This is a genomic window from Streptomyces sp. NPDC001914 (assembly GCF_042891215.1).
Lineage (GTDB): Bacteria > Actinomycetota > Actinomycetes > Streptomycetales > Streptomycetaceae > Streptomyces.
In genome coordinates, this window is record NZ_JBIASW010000007.1 from 215,061 (window position 1) to 233,589 (window position 18,529).

General features: G+C 71.3%; 15 protein-coding genes. 9 read left to right on the forward strand and 6 right to left on the reverse strand.

Translation table 11 applies throughout. The features are described from left to right. The first annotated feature begins 199 nt into the window (after window positions 1–199). From ACFYYF_RS21380 to ACFYYF_RS21400, 5 genes are all read left to right on the forward strand, one after another. On the forward strand, window positions 200–1,777 hold the full coding sequence (locus tag ACFYYF_RS21380) for a sensor histidine kinase (RefSeq protein WP_388777925.1): 1,578 nt from the start codon (window positions 200–202) through the stop codon (window positions 1,775–1,777). After that, window positions 1,774–2,181, forward strand: a complete 408-nt coding sequence (locus ACFYYF_RS21385) for a roadblock/LC7 domain-containing protein (RefSeq protein ID WP_361679479.1) — start codon at window positions 1,774–1,776, stop codon at window positions 2,179–2,181. The genes ACFYYF_RS21380 and ACFYYF_RS21385 overlap by 4 nt, the downstream gene beginning before the upstream one ends. After that, window positions 2,178–2,633 carry a DUF742 domain-containing protein gene (locus tag ACFYYF_RS21390; RefSeq protein ID WP_388777927.1) on the forward strand — a complete coding sequence of 152 codons (456 nt, stop codon included), beginning with the start codon at window positions 2,178–2,180 and terminating at the stop codon, window positions 2,631–2,633. Before ACFYYF_RS21385 ends, ACFYYF_RS21390 begins: the two co-directional genes overlap by 4 nt. After that, entirely contained in the window at window positions 2,614–3,234 is a 621-nt protein-coding gene (locus ACFYYF_RS21395) for an ATP/GTP-binding protein (protein ID WP_361679473.1), read from the forward strand. Before ACFYYF_RS21390 ends, ACFYYF_RS21395 begins: the two co-directional genes overlap by 20 nt. A gap of 76 nt (window positions 3,235–3,310) precedes the next feature. Continuing rightward, on the forward strand, window positions 3,311–4,798 hold the full coding sequence (locus ACFYYF_RS21400) for a cytochrome P450 (RefSeq protein ID WP_388777930.1): 1,488 nt from the start codon (window positions 3,311–3,313) through the stop codon (window positions 4,796–4,798). Window positions 4,799–5,031: 233 nt separating this feature from the next. Here ACFYYF_RS21400 and ACFYYF_RS21405 read toward each other — a convergent pair whose 3' ends face one another. The 4 genes from ACFYYF_RS21405 to ACFYYF_RS21420 all read right to left on the reverse strand — a co-directional run bounded on the left by ACFYYF_RS21405 (window position 5,032) and on the right by ACFYYF_RS21420 (window position 9,622). Beyond that, complete coding sequence (locus tag ACFYYF_RS21405; protein WP_388777933.1) at window positions 5,032–5,991, reverse strand: RluA family pseudouridine synthase; 960 nt, start codon at window positions 5,989–5,991, stop codon at window positions 5,032–5,034. Window positions 5,992–6,001: 10 nt separating this feature from the next. After that, a complete protein-coding gene (locus tag ACFYYF_RS21410; protein WP_388777935.1) occupies window positions 6,002–7,546 on the reverse strand; it encodes an amino acid permease in 1,545 nt (514 codons plus the stop codon). A 202-nt stretch (window positions 7,547–7,748) separates the two neighbouring features. Beyond that, complete coding sequence (locus ACFYYF_RS21415; protein WP_388777938.1) at window positions 7,749–8,582, reverse strand: siderophore-interacting protein; 834 nt, start codon at window positions 8,580–8,582, stop codon at window positions 7,749–7,751. 101 nt (window positions 8,583–8,683) lie between these two features. Beyond that, window positions 8,684–9,622: a 5'-3' exonuclease gene (locus ACFYYF_RS21420; RefSeq protein ID WP_361679836.1), complete on the reverse strand. Its 939-nt coding sequence runs from the start codon at window positions 9,620–9,622 to the stop codon at window positions 8,684–8,686. A gap of 168 nt (window positions 9,623–9,790) precedes the next feature. Between ACFYYF_RS21420 and ACFYYF_RS21425 the strand changes: the two genes are divergently transcribed. The 4 genes from ACFYYF_RS21425 to ACFYYF_RS21440 all read left to right on the forward strand — a co-directional run bounded on the left by ACFYYF_RS21425 (window position 9,791) and on the right by ACFYYF_RS21440 (window position 15,632). Further along, the gene (locus tag ACFYYF_RS21425; protein WP_388777941.1) at window positions 9,791–10,882 is read left to right on the forward strand and encodes a glycine betaine/L-proline ABC transporter ATP-binding protein; all 1,092 of its coding nucleotides are present in this window, start codon (window positions 9,791–9,793) and stop codon (window positions 10,880–10,882) included. Next, the gene (locus tag ACFYYF_RS21430) at window positions 10,875–13,490 is read left to right on the forward strand and encodes an ABC transporter permease/substrate binding protein (RefSeq protein WP_388777943.1); all 2,616 of its coding nucleotides are present in this window, start codon (window positions 10,875–10,877) and stop codon (window positions 13,488–13,490) included. The genes ACFYYF_RS21425 and ACFYYF_RS21430 overlap by 8 nt, the downstream gene beginning before the upstream one ends. 738 nt (window positions 13,491–14,228) lie before the next feature. Then, window positions 14,229–14,810, forward strand: a complete 582-nt coding sequence (locus tag ACFYYF_RS21435; protein WP_361679452.1) for a helix-turn-helix domain-containing protein — start codon at window positions 14,229–14,231, stop codon at window positions 14,808–14,810. Between the two features lie 102 nt (window positions 14,811–14,912). After that, the gene (locus tag ACFYYF_RS21440; protein WP_388777946.1) at window positions 14,913–15,632 is read left to right on the forward strand and encodes a helical backbone metal receptor; all 720 of its coding nucleotides are present in this window, start codon (window positions 14,913–14,915) and stop codon (window positions 15,630–15,632) included. A 185-nt stretch (window positions 15,633–15,817) separates the two neighbouring features. Here the strand turns inward: ACFYYF_RS21440 and ACFYYF_RS21445 are convergent, their stop codons facing one another. Further along, window positions 15,818–17,641, reverse strand: coding sequence for a choline/carnitine O-acyltransferase (locus ACFYYF_RS21445; RefSeq protein ID WP_388777949.1), 1,824 nt, complete (start codon window positions 17,639–17,641; stop codon window positions 15,818–15,820). Further along, entirely contained in the window at window positions 17,638–18,483 is an 846-nt protein-coding gene (locus ACFYYF_RS21450; RefSeq protein WP_388777951.1) for a class I SAM-dependent methyltransferase, read from the reverse strand. The genes ACFYYF_RS21445 and ACFYYF_RS21450 overlap by 4 nt, the downstream gene beginning before the upstream one ends. Window positions 18,484–18,529 lie beyond the last annotated feature (46 nt).

Here is an 18,529-nt window from a genome sequence, read left to right on the forward strand (position 1 = left end):
ATGGGTGGTTTCAGGTGCTTGCGGAATATGACACAGCGTTGATCCGGTCGGACTAAGCTCGCCCGCAGCGCACCGAGTTGAGATGTATTCGTGCGCTTGTTCCCAAAAGTTCCGAAGATCTGGTTTGACTGATGCCGATCCGTGCCGTTTCCCCCACAAACCTCCCCCACCCCCAGCCGACTTGTCTCAGAGGGCATACATGGTGAGTGTTCAATCGCCTCCCGGTGGCAGTGAACTTCCCTACGCACGCGTCCTGTTGCTCCCGGCCGTCCTGATGGCGGTGGCGACCGGCGCCGCCGTCGCCGTCGTGACCGGCCCGGCCAGGGGCGCGGTGGCCCTGTGCGGCGGCCTCGCCATGCTGCTGGTCATCGCGATCGGCGGCGAGGCCGTCCGCCGCGGCCGCGTCACCCGTGACCTGCGGGCCGACTTCGCGCGCCGCACCGCATCCCTGGAACAGCGCATCGCCGCGCACGATCAGGAGATCGTGCGCTTCACCCGGGACGTCCTGCCGTACGCCGTCGACCGGCTGCACGAGGGGAACTCCCCGTCGGAGGTCATGCGCACCCTGGGACGCGACAACCCGGACTTCGGCGAGATCCCCGCGGCCCAGAAGGACTTGCTGAAGAAGCTGCTCAAGGTCATCGACGCCGAGGAGTCGATGCGCGACGCGGCGCAGCGCTCCTTCGTCAACATCGCCCGACGCGTCCAGGCCATCGTCCACCAGCAGAACAACGAACTCCGCGAGATGGAGGAGGACCACGGGCGCAATCCCGAGGTCTTCGACGACCTGCTGCGCATCGACCACGGCACCGCGCTGATCGGCCGGCTCGCCGACTCCATCGCCGTGCTCGGCGGCGGCCGTCCCGGACGCCAGTGGCCCGAACCCGTACCGCTGTTCAGCGTCCTGCGCGGCGCGATGTCGCGCATCCTGGAATACCGGCGCATCGAGCTCCACAACATCGTCGACATCGCCGTCAACGGTGTCTCCGTCGAACCGCTCATCCACGCCCTGGCCGAGCTCCTGGACAACGCCACCCGGTACTCGCCGCCCCACACCAAGGTGCACGTCACCGCGATCGAGGTGCAGACCGGCATCGCCATCGAGATCGAGGACGGCGGCGTCAGCCTCAGCGACGAGGCCCGCGGCAAGATCGAGGAGCTGCTCCGGCTGGCCGCCGCGGGCGTCGACCCGAACACCATGGGCCAGGCGCCGCGTCTCGGCATGGCTGTCGTCGGGCGACTCGCGCAGATGTACAGCATGCAGATCTCGCTGCGGCAGTCCGCGTACGGCGGTGTCCGCGCCGTCCTCGTCGCACCCCGCCACATGCTGACCACCGACTTCGCCCCCGGTCTCGCGCACGGCATCGGGGCCAGCTCCGTGGCCGGCATCGACAACGGCGGCGTCGAGGGCCCGGCGCGCAAGCCCAAGAAGCGCCGGCCGACCGCCGGCCCCCGCGTCCCCTCGTCGAGCGGCGACCCCCGGGAGGACGACGTCCCGGTCGTCACGGAATGGACGCCCAACGGTCTGCCGCAGCGCCGCAGCCGCATGAAGGTCCCGCTCAGCCAGCGGTACGCCGAGGCCCGCGCGGAGCAGGAGGCCGCCGAGTCCGCCGCCTTGTGGGAACCCGACCCCGCGCCGCAGGAGAAGGAGCCCGAACCCGGGCTGTGGGTCGAGGCGTTCATGAACGGCCTCAAGGGCGACCCGGATCCGACCGCATTCAGCACGGACAACCGGCCGGGCCCGGCCGAGACCGACGACGAGGAGGACCTCAAGTGATCCAGCAGCGAGCCAACTTCGACTGGATGCTCAAGGAACTCGCCGACGGGGTGCCGGGCATCCAGCAGATCGTGGTGCTCTCCGCCGACGGACTGCGCATCGCGCGCTACGGCGGCGACCCGGACGCGGCCGACCGGGTCGCCGCGGCCTGCGCGGGCCTGCAGAGCCTCGCGGGAGCCGTCGCCGGAGAGATCCCCAAGAGCGACGGCCGGATGCGGATGGTCATCATCGAGATCGACGGCGGCTACTTCTACCTGATGTCGGCGGGACCCAACGCCTACCTCGCCGTCCTCGCCAACCAGACCGCGGAGCCCGGGCTGATGAGCAACCGCATGCGCGACCTCGTCGTCCGCATCGGCGCCCATCTCACCAGTCCGCCGCGCCGCAACGGGCAGACCGTATGAGCCCTCCGCAACGCCGACGGCGCCAGCCCAGGGAGCGGCCCCCGGAACCCCCCGCGCCGCCCGCCCCCCTCGCGGGCCCGGAGGGCTCCGCGGGGGAGGGCGAGGACGGGCAGGGCGAACCGAGGAACCCGGAGCGCCTGTACGTGCTCACCGGCGGGGCCGAGGGCGGCGACCGGGCCGAGGTCGACCTGGTCACGCTGGTCGTCGCCCGCCCCGTCACACCGCCGCCCGCCACCCAGCCGGAGCAGTCGGCCCTGCTGCGGCTGTGCCGTACCCCCCTGTCCGTGGCCGAGATCTCGGCCTACCTCAATCTGCCGTTCAGCGTGGTGACCGTCCTGCTCACCGAGCTGCTGGCGGCCGAACTGGTACAGGCGCGCGCCCCGATCGTCCGTCAGGCGCTCCCCGACCGTTCCCTCCTCGAAGCGGTGATGCATGGACTTCAAAAGCTCTGACACCGTCACGGGCCCTCGCGCCGAGGACCACCTCCCGCACACCGCTCAGGCGGCCGTGAAGATCGTGATCGTGGGCGGATTCGGAGTCGGCAAGACGACCATGGTGGGCTCCGTCAGCGAGATCAAGCCGCTGACGACCGAGGAGACCATGACGCAGGCCGGCATCGGCGTCGACGACAACTACGGGTCCGAGACCAAGACCGCCACCACCGTGGCGATGGACTTCGGCCGGATCTCGGTCACGGACAGACTGGTCCTCTACCTGTTCGGCACGCCGGGTCAGGAACGCTTCTGGTTCCTGTGGAACGGCCTGTTCGAGGGAGCGCTCGGCGCGGTCGTCCTGATCGACACCCGCCGCCTGGAGGTCAGCTTCGACGTGATCGGACGCCTGGAGGAGCGCGGTGTCCCGTTCGTCGTCGCGATCAACGACTTCCCCGACGCGCCCCGGTACCCGGTCGAGGACCTGCGGACCGCGCTCGACCTCGCCGAGGAGATCCCGATCGTGCGGTGCGACGCCCGCCGCAGAGCGTCCAGTCGCGACACCCTCATGACCCTCATGCGGTTCCTGCATTCCCTGGCGATGACCTCGGCGCCGCGCTGAACGCCGTAACGTGATTACGGCATCCGTACGCCAACTACCAATCCACAGAACGTACTTGAGCTTCGGAGCGATCATTGTGACGACCGAATCCCATTCCCCGGCCGGTACGGAAGAACCCGCGGTCGGCCCACCGCCCGGCTGCCCCGCGCACGGCATGGGCCCCGGCGTCGGTCCGGGCGGACTGCGCCGCCTGTACGGGCCCGAGGCGGAGGACCTGGGCGCGCTGTACGAGAAGCTGCGGGCCGAACACGGCGCCGTCGCACCCGTGTTGCTGCACAACGACGTACCCATCTGGGTGGTCCTCGGCCATGCCGAGAACCTGCACATGGTCAGCACCCCCTCGCACTACGCCCGCGACAGCCGGCTGTGGACCGCCGTCCAGGACGGCACGGCGGGGGCCGACCATCCGCTCGCCCCCCACATCGCCTGGCAGCCCATCTGCTCCCACGCCGAGGGTGACGAGCACCTCCGGCTGCGCGGCGCCGTCACCGGCGCCATGTCGACCATCGACTTCCGCAGCCTGCGCCGCTACATCAACCGCGCGACCCAGCGCCTGGTCAACGCGTTCTGCCCGCTCGGCAAGGCCGACCTGGTCGGACAGTTCGCCGAGCATCTGCCGATGTCCGTGCTCTGCGAGATCATCGGGATGCCCGAGGACTACAACGACCGCATGGTGCACGCCACCCGTGACCTGCTCAAGGGCACCGACACCGCCATCGCCAGCAACGAGTACGTCATGAGCGTGCTGACCCAGCACACCCTGCGGCGCCGTGCCGAGCCCGAGGACGACTTCACCAGCCACCTCATCAACCACCCGGCCCGGCTCACCGACGACGAGGTGGCCCAGCACCTCAGGCTCGTCCTGCTCGCCGCCTACGAGGCCACCGCCAACCTCATCGCCAACGTGCTGCGCATGCTGCTCACCGACCCGCGTTTCCGCGCCCAGCTCAACGGCGGGCAGATGACCGTGCCCGAGGCGGTCGAACAGTCCCTGTGGAACGAACCGCCGTTCAGCGCCGTCCTCGGCTACTTCGCCAAGCAGGAGACCGAGCTGGGCGGTCAGCGCATCCGCAAGGGCGACGGACTGCTCTTCGGCATCGCGCCCGGCAACGTCGACCCCCGGATCCGGCCCGACCTGGCCGCGAGCATGCAGGGCAACCGCTCCCATCTCGCCTTCGGCGGCGGTCCCCACGAGTGCCCGGGACAGGACATCGGCCGCGCCATCGCCGATGTCGGCGTCGACGCCCTGCTGTTGCGCCTGCCCGACGTCGAACTCGACTGCGAAGAGAGCGATTTGCGCTGGCGCAGCACCATGTCCTCGCGGCACCTCGTGGATCTGCCCGTGCGCTTCGAGCCCAAGCCGACCCAGGAGGTCACACAGCGGCCGTCCGTGCGCGCCGTGCCCGCCCAGCGGGCCCCCTGGCAGGTGACCACCGAGGAAGCGGCACCGGCCATGCCCGCGCCGCAGCCCAAGGCCCCCGAGCCGGCCCCGGCCGCTCCTCCCGAGCCCGCCGCACGGCCCGGCGCCTGGCAGCGTCTCCTGCGCTGGTGGCGCGGCTACTGATCCCCGGCGGACGGGGCACCGGCCGGACTGCTCCCCGGCTGCCGGCCGGGCGGCACCGGCCACCGAGCCCCGCGGGCAGGGCGCGGGCCGCCGAATCCGGCGGGCCGGGCTCCGGCCACACGGAACCTGGCGGGCCGGGCACCGGCCACTGAGCCCGCCGGGCCGGCGGCACCGGCCATCGAACCCGCCGGGCGGGGGCATCGACCATCGAACCCGGCGGGCGGGGGCACGGGCTATCGGTGGCCGGTGCCCCCGCCCGACCAGGCGTCGTACGAGGTCCATGCCTCCAGAGCCCGGCCGCTGACGAACCGGTGAGCCCGGCCGGTGACCGGGTCGGTGAACTCCAGCGTCCTCGCCAGCAGTTGCAGCGGACGCCGGAAGTCCCCGGCCGGCACCGGCCCCGTCACCACCGGGTACAGCGGGTCGCCGAGGATCGGCACGCCCAACGTGCTCATGTGCACCCGGAGTTGATGGGTCTGCCCGGTGCGGGGCGTCAGCCGGTAGCGCCCGAGGCCGTCCCGGTGCTCGACCAGATCGATCCCGCTGACCGCGTTCGGCTCACCCGCCACCTCCCGGGCGGCCATCACCCCGCGCTCCTTGAGGATGCGGCTGCTGACCGTACGCGGCAGGCCCAGACCGGAGTCGTACGGCGCCACGGCCTCGTACTCCTTGCCGATCAGCCGGTCGCGGAACAGCGACTGGTACGCGCCGCGCTCCCCGGGCCGCACGGTGAACAGCACGAGCCCCGCCGTCAGCCGGTCCAGACGGTGCGCGGCGCCCAGCTCCGGCAGCTCCAGCTCCCGGCGCAGCCGCGCCAGGGCCGTCTCGGCGACATGGCTGCCGCGCGGCGTGGTGGCCAGGAAGTGCGGCTTGTCCGCGACGACGATGTGCTCGTCGCGGTAGACCACGTCGAGCGGGAACGGCACCCGCTCCTCGTGCGGCAGCTCCCGGTGGAACCACAGGAACAACCCCGGCGCGTAGGCCTCCCCGGCCGTCAGCGGCCGTCCGTCCTCCAGGACGATCAGCCCGTCGCCGATCATCGCGTCGATGACTCCGCCGCCCGCCGCGAGCCGGTCCACCAGGTACGCCCGGGCCGTGGCCCAGCTCCCCTCGCGCGGCAGTCTGATCCGCACGGGGTCGACCCCGTGGCGCTGCGGGAGGGGAGCGGGCGGGATCCGGGGCTTGCGTCTCACCCGGTCAAGCCTACGAGGCCGGGACCGCCTCGGGAGACTCCGGCACCGTCGGCCGCGCCGTGTACACCCGGTACCCCGCGCCCGCCACCAGCGTCACGGCCAGGAACAGCAGGGTGAACCAGCGGAAGTACCAGTGTCCGCCCGCCGGGTCGTACACCGCGGCACGCGGCCAGGCCAGGTTGACGGTCATGAACAGGCCGTAGAGGAGGGCGAGCACGTTGACGGGGACGCCCCAGCGGCCCAGCGAGAAGAGCGGGGCGCCCGTCTCGTCGGTGCCGTCCGCGGTGAACCGCCCGCGCAGCCGGCGGACCAGGAGTGGTCCGGTGACCATCGCGTAGGCGAGGTACAGCATCACGATGCACGTGGTGCCGATCGCCAGGAACGCGTCCGGGGAGGCGAAGTTCAGCAGCAGCAGGGCGGCCGCGAGGACACCGACGACCAGGGCGGGGGCGCTCGGCATGCCGGTGCGCGCGTCGACCTTGGCGAGACGGCCGGAGAAGGGGAGCCGGCCGTCGCGGGCCATCGAGAAGAGCATGCGGCAGGCGGCGGTCTGGATCGCCAGGGTGGCCACCGCGATGGCCACCACGACGTCGGCGAGCAGCGCCCGGCCGACCCCGTCGCCGAGGCTGCTGGTCAGGACGTAGCTCAGGCCGTCGACGCCGAGGCGGCCGTCGGTCAGGCTCGGGGCGGCGAGCAGTCCGCCGAGCACGATCAGCCCGCCGAGCAGGCCGGCCGCGCCGAGGGCGGTGAGGATGGTCCGGGGCGCGGTGCGCCGCGGGTTGTGGGTCTCCTCGCTCATCTCACCGGCGCTGTCGAAGCCGATCATGACGTACGCGGCCATGAACGAGCCCACCATCAGCGCCCCGAACAGCCCGGTGCCGCCCCCGCCGGTGTGGAAGGTGATGCCGGGGGAGCGCTCGGAGTGGGTGAACAGCAGGACGATGATCAGGACGGCGCCGATGATCTCGGCGGTGACACCGATCCGGTTGACCGCGGACATCACGCGGTTGTCGAGGATGTTGACCAGCGTGGTCAGGACGAGCAGGACGACGCCCAGGACGGCCGCGTTGGCGGCGCCGTCGGGACTGGTCGGGGCCGGATCGTCGCCGATGAGCTGGAAGCCCGACCAGATCGCGGGCAGGACCATCTGCAGGGCGAGTGCCGCCGCGGCCACCACGACGACCTGCCCGATCACCATGATCCAGCCGGCGAACCAGCCGAAGGACGGGGTCGACAGGCGCGAGGACCACTGGTAGATCGCGCCGGAGATCGGATAGCGCGCGGCGAGTTCCGCGAAGCAGGCGGCGACGGCGAGCTGGCCGATGAGCACGGCGGGCCAGGTCCAGAAGAAGACCGGGCCGCCGAAGGCGTACCCGAAGGCGAAGAACTGGAAGACGGTGGTGAGGACGGAGATGAAGGAGAACCCGGCGGCGAACGAGGCGTACCGGCCGAGGCTGCGGTGCAGCTCCTGGCGGTAGCCGAACTCGGTCAGGGACCGGTCGTCGGGGGAGGAGGGCGGATCGGGGCGGACGTCGGAGGGGGCGGTGGTGGTCACGGCGGCACCTGCCTTCGGCGCGAAGGGTGAGCGGGATTCCTGTCGGGTGACAGAAATTAGGGAGACCCTGTTTCACCCGCGTGACGCGACCGTGTCGGCGACGGGCCCAATTCCTCACGGCCCGCCGCCCGTACGTACGTCAGGAGGCGGACCCGCGGTATGCGGGTCCGCCTCCTGGGGCGTACGAGGTCGGGGGAGGGCGTCAGGCCACCTCCTGCTCCCTCTCCACCTGGGCGTTCCAGTCGCGCTTCGCGGCCTGCCAGCCGTCCTCGTTGTGGCCGAGGCGCCAGTAGCCGGAGATGGACAGGTCCTCGCGCGGAACCGCGAGCTCGACCCGCAGCAGAGCCCGCAGCTCCTTCACGAAGCCCGCCTCGCCGTGCACGAACGCGTGCACCCGGCCCTCCGGGAATTCCAGGGCCCGTACGGCCTCCACGAGGGCCGCGCCGACGGGCCGGTCGCCGCGGTGCAGCCAGACGATCTCCACGTCGGAGTCGATCTTCTGCTCCTCCTCGGGCCCGGAGACCTCGACGAAGGCGCGGACGGTGGCGGCGTCGGGCAGCGACTCCAGCGCGGCGGCGATCGCGGGCAGCGCGCTCTCGTCACCGGCGAGCAGGTGCCAGTCGGCGGTCGTGTCGGGCGCGTAGGCGCCACCGGGGCCCATGAAGCGGACGGCCTCGCCCGGCTGTGCCCGAAGGGCCCACGGTCCGGCGAGTCCCTCGTCCCCGTGCACCACGAAGTCCAGGGTCAGCTCGCGCGCCTCGGGGTCCCAGGCGCGCACGGTGTACGTCCGCGTCACCGGCCACTGCTCGCGGGGGAACTCCTCGCGGACGCGCTCCATGTCGAAGGGCTCCGGGTAGGTGACGCCCGGAGGGCCGAACAGCAGCTTCACGTAGTGATCGGTTCTGCCGCCCGTGGCGAAGTCCGTCAGGGTGTCGCCACCGAGGACCACCCGTTGCATGTGGGGCGTCAGCCGCTCGGTCCGCACGACCTTCGCGGAGTGGGGCTTCCGGGGCTTGCGTTCCGGGCGCTCTGCCATGACTGCCTCCTGCTCAAATGGTTAGGCTTACCTAAGTTAGCATTCCTTCCTCTGTGACACCTATGCGCGAACGGGTTACGCGTCGGGTCAACACGGTTCGACTAAGACTGCAGGGTCGTAAGCAGGCGGTGCAATGAGCCCCCGAGGCCCCAGCGTGCCGCCAGCGCGTCCAGCGCGGCGGGATCGCGCGGCGCGTGCGGCAGCGCCGTGTCCACCCCGGGGAGCGGCACGTCACCGGCCACCTTGACCACGGTCGGCGCCACGGCGATGTACGGCCGGGACTCGTCGAGCCGCTTGCGCTGTGACGGCGTCAGCTTCGCCTTCGGGTCGTCGACCGCGGCCATGATGCCGGCCAGGTCGCCGAACTCGGCGAGCAGCTTGGCGGCCGTCTTCTCCCCGATGCCGGGCACTCCGGGCAGCCCGTCGCTCGGGTCGCCGCGCAGCAGCGCCAGATCCGCGTACCCCGGACCGTCGACGCCGTACTTCTCGCGCAGCCACTCCTCGTCGGTGAGCTGGAGCGTGCCGACGCCCTTGAGGGGATACAGCACGCGCACCCCCCGTGCGTCGTCGACGAGTTGATACAGGTCGCGGTCGCCGGTGACGATGTCGACCGGGCCGGTGGCGCGACCGGTGAACGTGCCGATCACGTCGTCCGCCTCGTACCCCGCGACGCCCACGCGCGCGATGCCCAGCGCGTCCAGGACCTCCTCGATGACGGGCACCTGGGGGGAGAGCGTGTCCGGCACCTCCTCCTCGTCCGGGCCGGTCTCCGTCTCCACCGCGACCCGGTGCGCCTTGTACGACGGGATCAGGTCGACCCGCCACTGCGGACGCCAGTCCGCGTCCATGCAGGCCACCAGATCGTCCGGACGGTGGTCCTTGACCAGGCGGTCGATGAACTCCAGCAGGCCGCGCACCGCGTTCACCGGCGTGCCGTCCGGGGCCTTCACGGATTCCGGGACGCCGAAGTAGGCGCGGAAGTAGAGCGAGGCGGTGTCGAGGAGCATCAGTCGTCGCGTCTGCAGAGTCACGCTCCGCATCATGCCGTAAGCCACTGACAGTGACCTGGACCACTCCCGTGTTTGCTCCGTGTAAGCGGGGGCAGGCGCCGCCACTGAAGAACGCGGTTGTGAATTCAACCGTCATCGGCAGCCGGGCACACACGGGTCGTCCTTCCGTGTGCGCCCCTGCCCCGACGAGAGGCACCTGTGTCATCCAGGCTTGAGGCCGACCATCTGTACAAGGTGTTCGGAAGACGACCGGAAGCGGCGGTGGAACGGCTCCGCCAGGGAGCCGACCGTGAGGAACTGCGCGCCGACGGCACCACCGCCGCCGTGATCGACGCGTCCTTCACGGTGGAACCGGGCCAGATCTTCGTCGTCATGGGCCTGTCCGGATCAGGCAAGTCCACGCTGCTGCGCATGCTCAACGGACTGCTGGAGCCCACCGCGGGACACGTGCGCTTCGACGGCCAGGACCTCACCGGGCTCAGCGCGCGCGAGCTGCGCGAGGTCCGCTCCCGGAAGATCAGCATGGTCTTCCAGCACTTTGCGCTGTTCCCGCACCGCAGCGTGCTGGAGAACGCCGGCTACGGCCTGGAGGTCCAGGGCGTACCGGCCGCCGAACGCCGCGAACGGGCGGCCGCGGCCCTCGAACTGGCCGGACTCGCGGGCTGGGAGAAGTCCTGGCCCGACGAGCTGTCCGGCGGGATGCAGCAGCGCGTGGGTCTCGCCCGCGCGCTCGCCACCGACGCCGATCTGCTGCTCATGGACGAGTCGTTCAGCGCCCTCGACCCGCTGATCCGCCGTGACATGCAGGACCAGCTCCTCGAACTGCAGAAGAAGCTCGAGAAGACCATCGTCTTCATCACGCACGACCTCAACGAGGCGATGCGCCTCGGCGACCGCATCGCCGTCATGCGCGACGGCCGCATCGTCCAGGACGGCACCGCCGAGGACATCCTCGTCCGGCCCGCCGACGACTACGTCGCCTCCTTCACCCAGGACGTCGACCGCTCGCGGGTGCTGACGGCGGGCGCCGTCATGGACACGGACCTGCGCGGCGACGAGGCCGACTGCGCCTGCGAGACCGCCACGCCCGGCACCCCGTTCGTGGACCTCTGCGCGATGAGCGCGCGCCTTCCGCACTCGGTCGCGGTCCTCGACGAGAAGCACGCCCTCGTCGGCGTCGTCCCGCGTCAGCGGCTCGTCGGTTTCCTCGGCGACGAACAGGGCGGCCCCCGCACCTGTCCCGGCGGACGGGACGGCGGACGGGGCAAGGGGGTGAAGGCGCATGCCTAGGATCCCCTTCGGCGACTGGGTCAACGACACGGTCGACTGGCTGCTGAACCACATGGCGTGGCTCTTCGACTTCCTCAAGACCGTCTTCACGGGCACCTACGACGGCATCGACGCCGTCCTCCAGGCACCCCAGCCGCTGCTCCTCGCCGGCATCTTCGCCGTCATCGCCTTCTGGCTGCGCGGCACTTCGGCCGGTCTGCTCACCTTCGCCGGATTCGCCTTCATCGACTCCCTCGATCTGTGGGAGGACGCGATGGTGACCCTGTCCCTGGTCCTCGTCGCGACCCTGATCGCGCTCGTCGTCTCCGTGCCGGTGGGCATCTGGGCGGCCCGTTCCGACCGGGTCAGCTCCGTCGTGCGGCCGGTCCTCGACTTCATGCAGACGCTGCCCGCGATGATCTACCTCATCCCGGCCATCCTGTTCTTCGGAACCGGAGCTTCCGCCGGTATCGTCGCCACCCTGATCTTCGCGCTGGCCCCCGGTGTCCGCATGACCGAACTGGGCATCCGCCAGGTCGACAAGGAACTGGTCGAGGCCGCCGACGCGTTCGGCACCACCCCGCGCGCCACCCTGCTGCGCATCCAGCTCCCGCTCGCCCTGCCCACCGTCATGGCGGGCGTCAACCAGGTCATCATGCTGGGCCTGTCGATGGCCGCCATCGCCGGCATGGTCGGCACCGGCGGCCTCGGCGGCGACGTCAACGAGGCCATCGGCCAGCTGAACGTGGGCCTCGGCTCCGAGGCCGGCGTCGCGATCGTCATCCTCGCGATCTACCTCGACCGCATGACCGGCGCGCTCGGCACCCAGGTCTCCCCGCTCGGCCGCCGCGCCGCGGCCAGGGCGCGGGCCGCGCAGGGCCTGAAGATCTGGTCCTACCGTCCCCGTCCCGCCGTGGCCGTGGTCGGCGTCGTCGTGCTCGCCCTGGTCGCCGGCGGCATGGGCGTCTTCGGCGGCGCGGGCGCGACCTCCACCGCGGCCGACGGTGAGAACGTCGGCCGGGGCAAGAAGGTCACCATCGGCTACATCCCCTGGGACGAGGGCGTCGCCTCCACGTTCCTGTGGCAGGAGATCCTGGAGCAGCGCGGCTTCCAGGTGGAGACCAGGCAGTTCGACGCCGGTCCCCTGTACACCTCGCTGGCCCAGGGCGACATCGACTTCGAGACCGACTCGTGGCTGCCGACCACGCACGAGCAGTACTGGAAGAAGTACGGCAAGCAGCTCGACGACCTGGGCTCCTGGTACGGCCCCACGTCCCTGGAGCTCTCGGTGCCCGCCTACATGAAGGGCATCGACTCCCTGGAGGACCTCAAGGGCCAGGCCGGGAAGTTCGGCGGCAAGATCACCGGCATCGAGTCCAGCGCCGGAATGATGGGCCTGCTCAAGAGCAAGGTGCTCAAGGCGTACGGGCTCGACAAGGAGTACGAGGTCGTCGACAGCTCCACGCCCGCGATGCTGGCCGAGCTGAAGCGCGCGTACGCCAGGAAGGCGCCGATCGTCACGACCCTCTGGTCGCCGCACTGGGCCTACAGCGACTACGACCTGAAGAAGCTCAAGGACCCGAAGGGCGCCTGGGGCAAGGGCGACGGTGTGCACACGCTGTCCCGCAAGGGCTTCGCGCAGGACAACCCCGTCGTCGGTGACTGGCTGAAGAACTTCAGGATGACGGAGAAGCAGCTGACCGGTCTCGAGGCCGGGATCAACAAGGCCGGCAAGGGCAGGCAGCAGGACGCCGTGCGCGCCTGGCTGAAGAAGAACCCCGGTGTCGTCGACAAGCTGGCCCCGGTGAAGAACGCCTCCGGTGCGGCCCCGGCCGAGGCGAAGCGCGCCCTGGACGTCGCCTGGTTCCCGTGGGACGAGGACGTCGCCGTCACCTACCTCTGGAAGAACGTGCTGGCCCGGCGCGGCTACACGCTCAACCTCAAGCAGATGGACGTCGGCCCGGTCTACACCGGCCTGGCCTCCGGCGACCTCGACCTCAACTTCGACGCCTGGCTGCCGTACGCCCAGTCCAACTACTGGGACCAGCACAAGGACGACCTGAAGGACCTGGGCACCTGGTACGAGCCGACCTCCCTGGAGATCGCGGTCCCCTCGTACGTGAAGGACGTCAAGTCCCTCGCCGACCTCAAGGGCAAGTCCAGGACCTTCGGCGGAAAGATCATCGGCATCGAGCCGGGCACCGGCGAGATGAACCTCCTCAAGAAGAAGGTGCTTCCGGGCTACGGCCTGGACAAGGAGTACGAGGTCGTCGACGGCTCCACGCCCGCGATGCTGGCCGAGCTGAAGCGGGCGTACGCCCAGAAGAAGCCGGTCGCGGTCGTCCTGTGGTCGCCGCACTGGGCGTACAGCCAGTACGGACTCACCAAGCTCACCGACGACAAGAAGCTGTTCGGTGAGGGCAACACGATCCGGACCATCGCCTCCAAGGAATTCCCGGGCCGGTACCCGAAGCTGACCGGCTGGATCAAGAACTTCAGGATGAGCGAGGCCGAACTCGGCAGCCTGGAGAGCGAGATCAAGCAGCGTGGCCAGGGGCACGAGGAGGACGCCGTGGCCGCGTGGCTGGACGAGCACCCGGACATGGTGGAGCGCATGACTCCGCAATAGCGGACGAGCAGCCCCCTGGCCGGGCGCGCGGGCGAGCCGTCCGTGCCGGGGCGGGCGAGCCGTCAATGCCGGGGCGCAGCGATTCACTCCGAGGGGTGGTCCTCGTCGTCAGGGTCTTCTTGACCCCTACGACTAGGACCACCCCTCGTCGCGTCCCGGGTCCGCGGACCCCTGCGCGCCGGCGGGCGCCGGTCCGCACGCGCGGGCGACGGTGCCCGTGGTCGCGTACTGGCGTACGAGAGGGATCCGGCCAACCGCGTCGCGGGGCTCTCCGGGACCCCGTCGACGCGTTTGCGTACGCCGGTGCCGGCCACGCGTCCCGTCGTTCCGGCCGCCGCCGGGCATGGCTGCGGGGGCCCGCCGCACATCAGCTCTCTGCCCGCGGGCAGGGCCGCCCCCGATCTCCGGCGCGCGCCCCCGGACCGGTGCGAGCCGCCAACTGCGCCCCGAAACAACGGACTTCACGAACGAACCCGCTGTCTCAGGCCGCCGAGGCGGGTGTTCCGCCCTCGTGATCGGCCCTTTCGCCCCGTACGAGGGGGCGGCGGCGCCAGGCGCGCGAGGGCTCGCGCGGTGGCGCGAACTGTAACCCTCACACTCCCTCGAAGTGACAGCGATGTGACGGCTCCATGAAACGGTTTGCCGAACATGCGTAGGGTGCAAACAACTCAACAGAAGCGGCGGGCCGGAAATCCGCACGGTTCGCGGACCGACGACGCGAGGGAGGGAGCCGGAGCGATGGGCGACCACAAAGAACAGCCCCTTCGAGTGGGTGCGGCCGTACGGCGACGACGCCGGGCACTGCGGCTCACGCTCGCCGTCGTGTCCGAACGCAGTGGCCTGTCGGTGCCCTTTCTCAGCCAGGTGGAGAACGAGCGGGCGCGACCGAGCCGGAGTTCCCTGGAACGCGTCGCCGACGCCCTCGGCACCACGGCCGCCGACCTGCTCGCCGCCGCCGACCCGGCGTGCAGCGTCGACGTCGTGCGCGCCGACGCCGGCGCCGAGTTCACCCCCGGGGCCCACGCCCGCCCCCTCGTGCGCGGTCACCACCAGCTCCACGCCACCGAGTTCACCGGTGACCACGAGGAGGCCCGCGAACTCCAGCACCGCAACGACAAGTTGATGTACGTCGCCGACGGCGGTGTCGAGGTCGAGGCGGAGGGGCGGGCGCACCGGCTGGGGCGTGGCGACACGCTCTATCTGACGGGCGGTGTGCGGCACCGCTGGCGCGCGACCGTGCCCGACACCCGGGTCGTCGTCGTCGAGGTCGCCCACCACATCGACGCGGTGGAGGACCCGCACAGCTTCGGCAAACGCTGAACGCCCCGGGCGACGGGGGTCCCCCGGCGCGGCGCGCGCGGACGGCGCGGGAGAGAATGACGGGAGACAGGAGACAGGGCGGCGCGGGAGAGGCGGACGGGAATGCGCGTGGTGTCCCTCGTGCCCTCGCTGACGGAGGCCGTGGCCGTGTCCGTGCCCGGAGTCCTCGTCGGCGCCACCGACTGGTGCAGCCACCCGGCGGACCTGGACGTCACCCGGATCGGTGGCACCAAGAACCCCGACGTCGACGCCGTCGTACGGCTCGCGCCCGATCTCGTCGTCGCGAACGAGGAGGAGAACCGGGAGCCCGATCTGGCCGCCCTGCGGGAGGCGGGCATCGAGGTGCTGCTCACCGAGGTGCGGGACGTGCCGGGGGCCCTTCGCGAACTGGACCGGGTACTCGTCGCCTGCGGTGCGCCCACCCGTCCGCGCTGGCTGGACGAGGCGGAGGCCGCCTGGGCGCAGCCCGTCCTCCCGGCCCGCCGCAGGACCGCGATCGTGCCGGTCTGGCGCCGGCCCTGGATGGTGCTGGGCCGGGACACCTTCGCGGGAGACGTCCTTTCGAGGCTGGGCGTCGACAACGCGTACGCCCACCACGCGGACCGGTATCCGCGCGTCCCCGTCACCGAACTGACCGCCGCGGGCGCGGACCTCGTGGTCCTGCCCGACGAGCCCTACCGCTTCACCCGCGACGACGGCCCCGAGGCCTTCCCCGGCCTGCCCTGCGCCCTGGTCGACGGCCGCATGCTGACCTGGTACGGCCCCTCACTGACGGATGCGCCGGCCCGGCTCGGCGAGGCGCTGCGCGCTGCCGGCGGCTGACCGGGCGGCCGCGACGACGGTCCGGCCCTTCCCGGCCCGCCCGGCTCGGGAGAGGCCCGGCCGCCGGAGCGGTCCGTGCGACCGGAGCCGTCCGCGCCGCCGGAGCGGTCCGTGCCGCCGGAGCCGTCCGTGCCGCCGGACCGGTGGTCCTTGACCGGGAGTTCCGGTCCGGCGGCGCGGTCCGCTCAGTCCCCGGACCGCTCGGACGCCAGCAGCTCCCGGAGTTCGTCCATCGCCTCCCGGAGCCGGTCGGCGAAGGTCGCCATCTGCTCGGCGACCGCCAGCGGCGTGCTCAGATAGAGGTTGAACCGCTCGGGAAGCAGGACGTAGGCGACGCCGATGCACTGGCTGCTGGTCGACCCGAAGCCGAAGTACTGGATGTTGACCGACGGGGCGGAGCTCGTGCTCAGGTAGTCGTCCCGCATGGTCGACCAGCCCGGCGTCCGGTACAGCGCGGGCTGCTCGGTCACCCCGAGCTCGGCCCCCCGCCGGCGCTGGATCAGCTCCAGCTCCCACAGGTGCTGCTCCGGCACCTGCCCGGCCTGGCACGCCTTCGCGCGCGCCACATGGGCCTCCGTGGCCGCCCGGAACGCCGCACGACGCGTCTCCGCGTCCGCCGCCGGGTCCTCCATCGCCGCCACGAACGCCAGCATCTCCGGGGTGACGACGCGCATCGCCTCGGTCCGCCCGTGCCGGTACTGCCGGGTGGCGATCGACTCGTACGTGGCGCCCAGACGCCCCTTGGCGCGCTGGTGCGCGAGCTGGTAGGCGGCCTGGACGAACGCGTCCGGCGAGACCCCCAGCACCTTGGCCGCGTCACTGCCGAAGTCCGTGAACGACACCGTGCTCGTCGCGGTGTTCTCCCCGTACGCCGCGAACGCCTCGGCGGCGGCGCGCGTTTGTTCGCGCAGCGCGTCGTCCAGTTCGAACACGATCGGCTCCAGGGCCGGCAGCCTCTGGGAGCGGGCGCCGGACTGCCGCGACTGCTCCTCGGCCGGGGTGTCGAGCAGGGCGTCGGTGAAGGTCAGGATCGTCGTCCCGTCCAGCTCGCAGTGCTCGACGTTGATGCCCGCCCGTCCGTCGGCGAAGACGACGAAGGACACGGCCTTGTCGAACCAGCGGTTGCCGCGGTCGCCGTACAGCAGCTCGTCACAGGCGTCCTGGACGTCCGCGGGGGCGAAGTCCTCCAGCGCGACGCAGAACAGCGCGGTCTCGACGTCGTCGAGGGCGTCGGCGTTGCCGGGGTGACAGGCGCGCAGGGACTGCCGGGCGGCCGCCCACTCCGCACGGGCCATGGTGGTGAGGTGGCCCACCGGGGTCTCCGCGCCGGCCGCGTCGGCCTTCATCACCGCGCGCAGCCCCGCCTCGATGTCCTCCAGGCTGTGCGGGACACCGTCCGGACCCAGCACGTCCAGCCGGAACATGGCGCCCCGGAAGAACACCACGACGTGCCGGGCCCCGGACGGGCCGGGCCACTCCTCGGTGTAGGGGGCGCGGACGGTGTCCTGCTGCGCGCCCGGGATGCGCGTGGTGGAGAACAGGAACTTGTTCTGCACCATCGACTGAGGCGCTCCGCGCTGCACCAGCGGCGGAATCAGCCCCTGGTCGAGCTGCCGCTTGTAGTTGAGGGCTCCGGCGACGAGCCCCGCCGCCCGCTCCACCTGTGCCTGGCCGGAGTCCTGGAACAGGAAGAAGAAGTTGGCGTTGAGGGCGATCCTGTCCCGGCGTCCCAGGTATCGGTAGGGCCAGAAGGTGTCGAGCCAGCTGTGCACGCCCTCGGTGGCGTCGTACTCCTCCAGCGCGGCGTGCAGCACCCGGCCGGGGCCGTCGGGCCGGAGGAAGGCGGCGACCTCCGCCTCGGTCGCCGACCGCTCGTCGGCGGTCAGCAGCGGCGTGCACCAGGCGAGAAACCGCTCGCAGCTGGCCTCCAGCGTGGGCAGCGGTACGCGCGGGAGGCTGCCCTCCTGGGCGAAGGTCGCGTTGCCTGGCGCATCCTGACTGGTCTTCAACTCTGTTCTCGATTCGGATCGTCGGTACCTGTGATGTCGTACGGCCGGGAGAGGTAGAGCTGTGCGTACAGCCAGCCTTCCGCCTCCAGGCCCCGTGGATCCACCCCTGCGGCCGACATGCCGTCGAGCACGAGCTCCTGCTCCTGCGGGGAGGCGAACCGCCGCTGCCTGAACACCTCGTCGACGCGGACGGTCCGGTAGCCGAGACCGGCCAGCGCGCGCTCGACGGGGTCGAACGGGAACATCCGCAGCACGAAGTGCGCCATCCAGGGCCGATGGACGCCCTGCGCCCGGACGACTCGCGTGAGCGTCCGCTCGGTGACGTAGCCGACGCAGCCCGTCGAGATCACCAGGTCCGTTCCCGCGAGCTGGGCGCGCTGCCGTGGTGTGGGCTCGTTCTCCTCCAGGTCGGCGTGCACCGCGTCGTCGAGGAACCCGGCCTCGAGGGCGTAGGACAGCGCGCTGCCGGAGGTGTCGAGGCCGACGAAGCGGATCGGCTGCGGAGGCCGGCGCGACCGGGCCAGCTCCCGGTCGCGGGCCAGCAGGGCCTCGCGGCTCTCACCCGCGTGCTCCTCGTCGCCGTAGAGCGCGTACAGCTCGTCCATGGTCGCGTCGTACTTCAGCAGGGCGGCGTTGATTCCGTACGAGCAGCCGATGTCCAGCACCTGCGGCACCGCGACGTGCCGGGACGCCCGGTACTCCGTGACGAGCTTGGCGAAGTAGGGCTTGGCCTGCTGCGGAACGCCGTAGTCGAGCGGGCGCAGCGCGGTGAAGTAGGTTCGCGGATCTGGCTGGTCGTAGATGTGGTCGAGCGAGACTTTTCCGGTCACGTCGAAACGCACGGGGCTTACTCCTCCGGGGGATCGCGCAGGGGAAACGGCTTGCGGC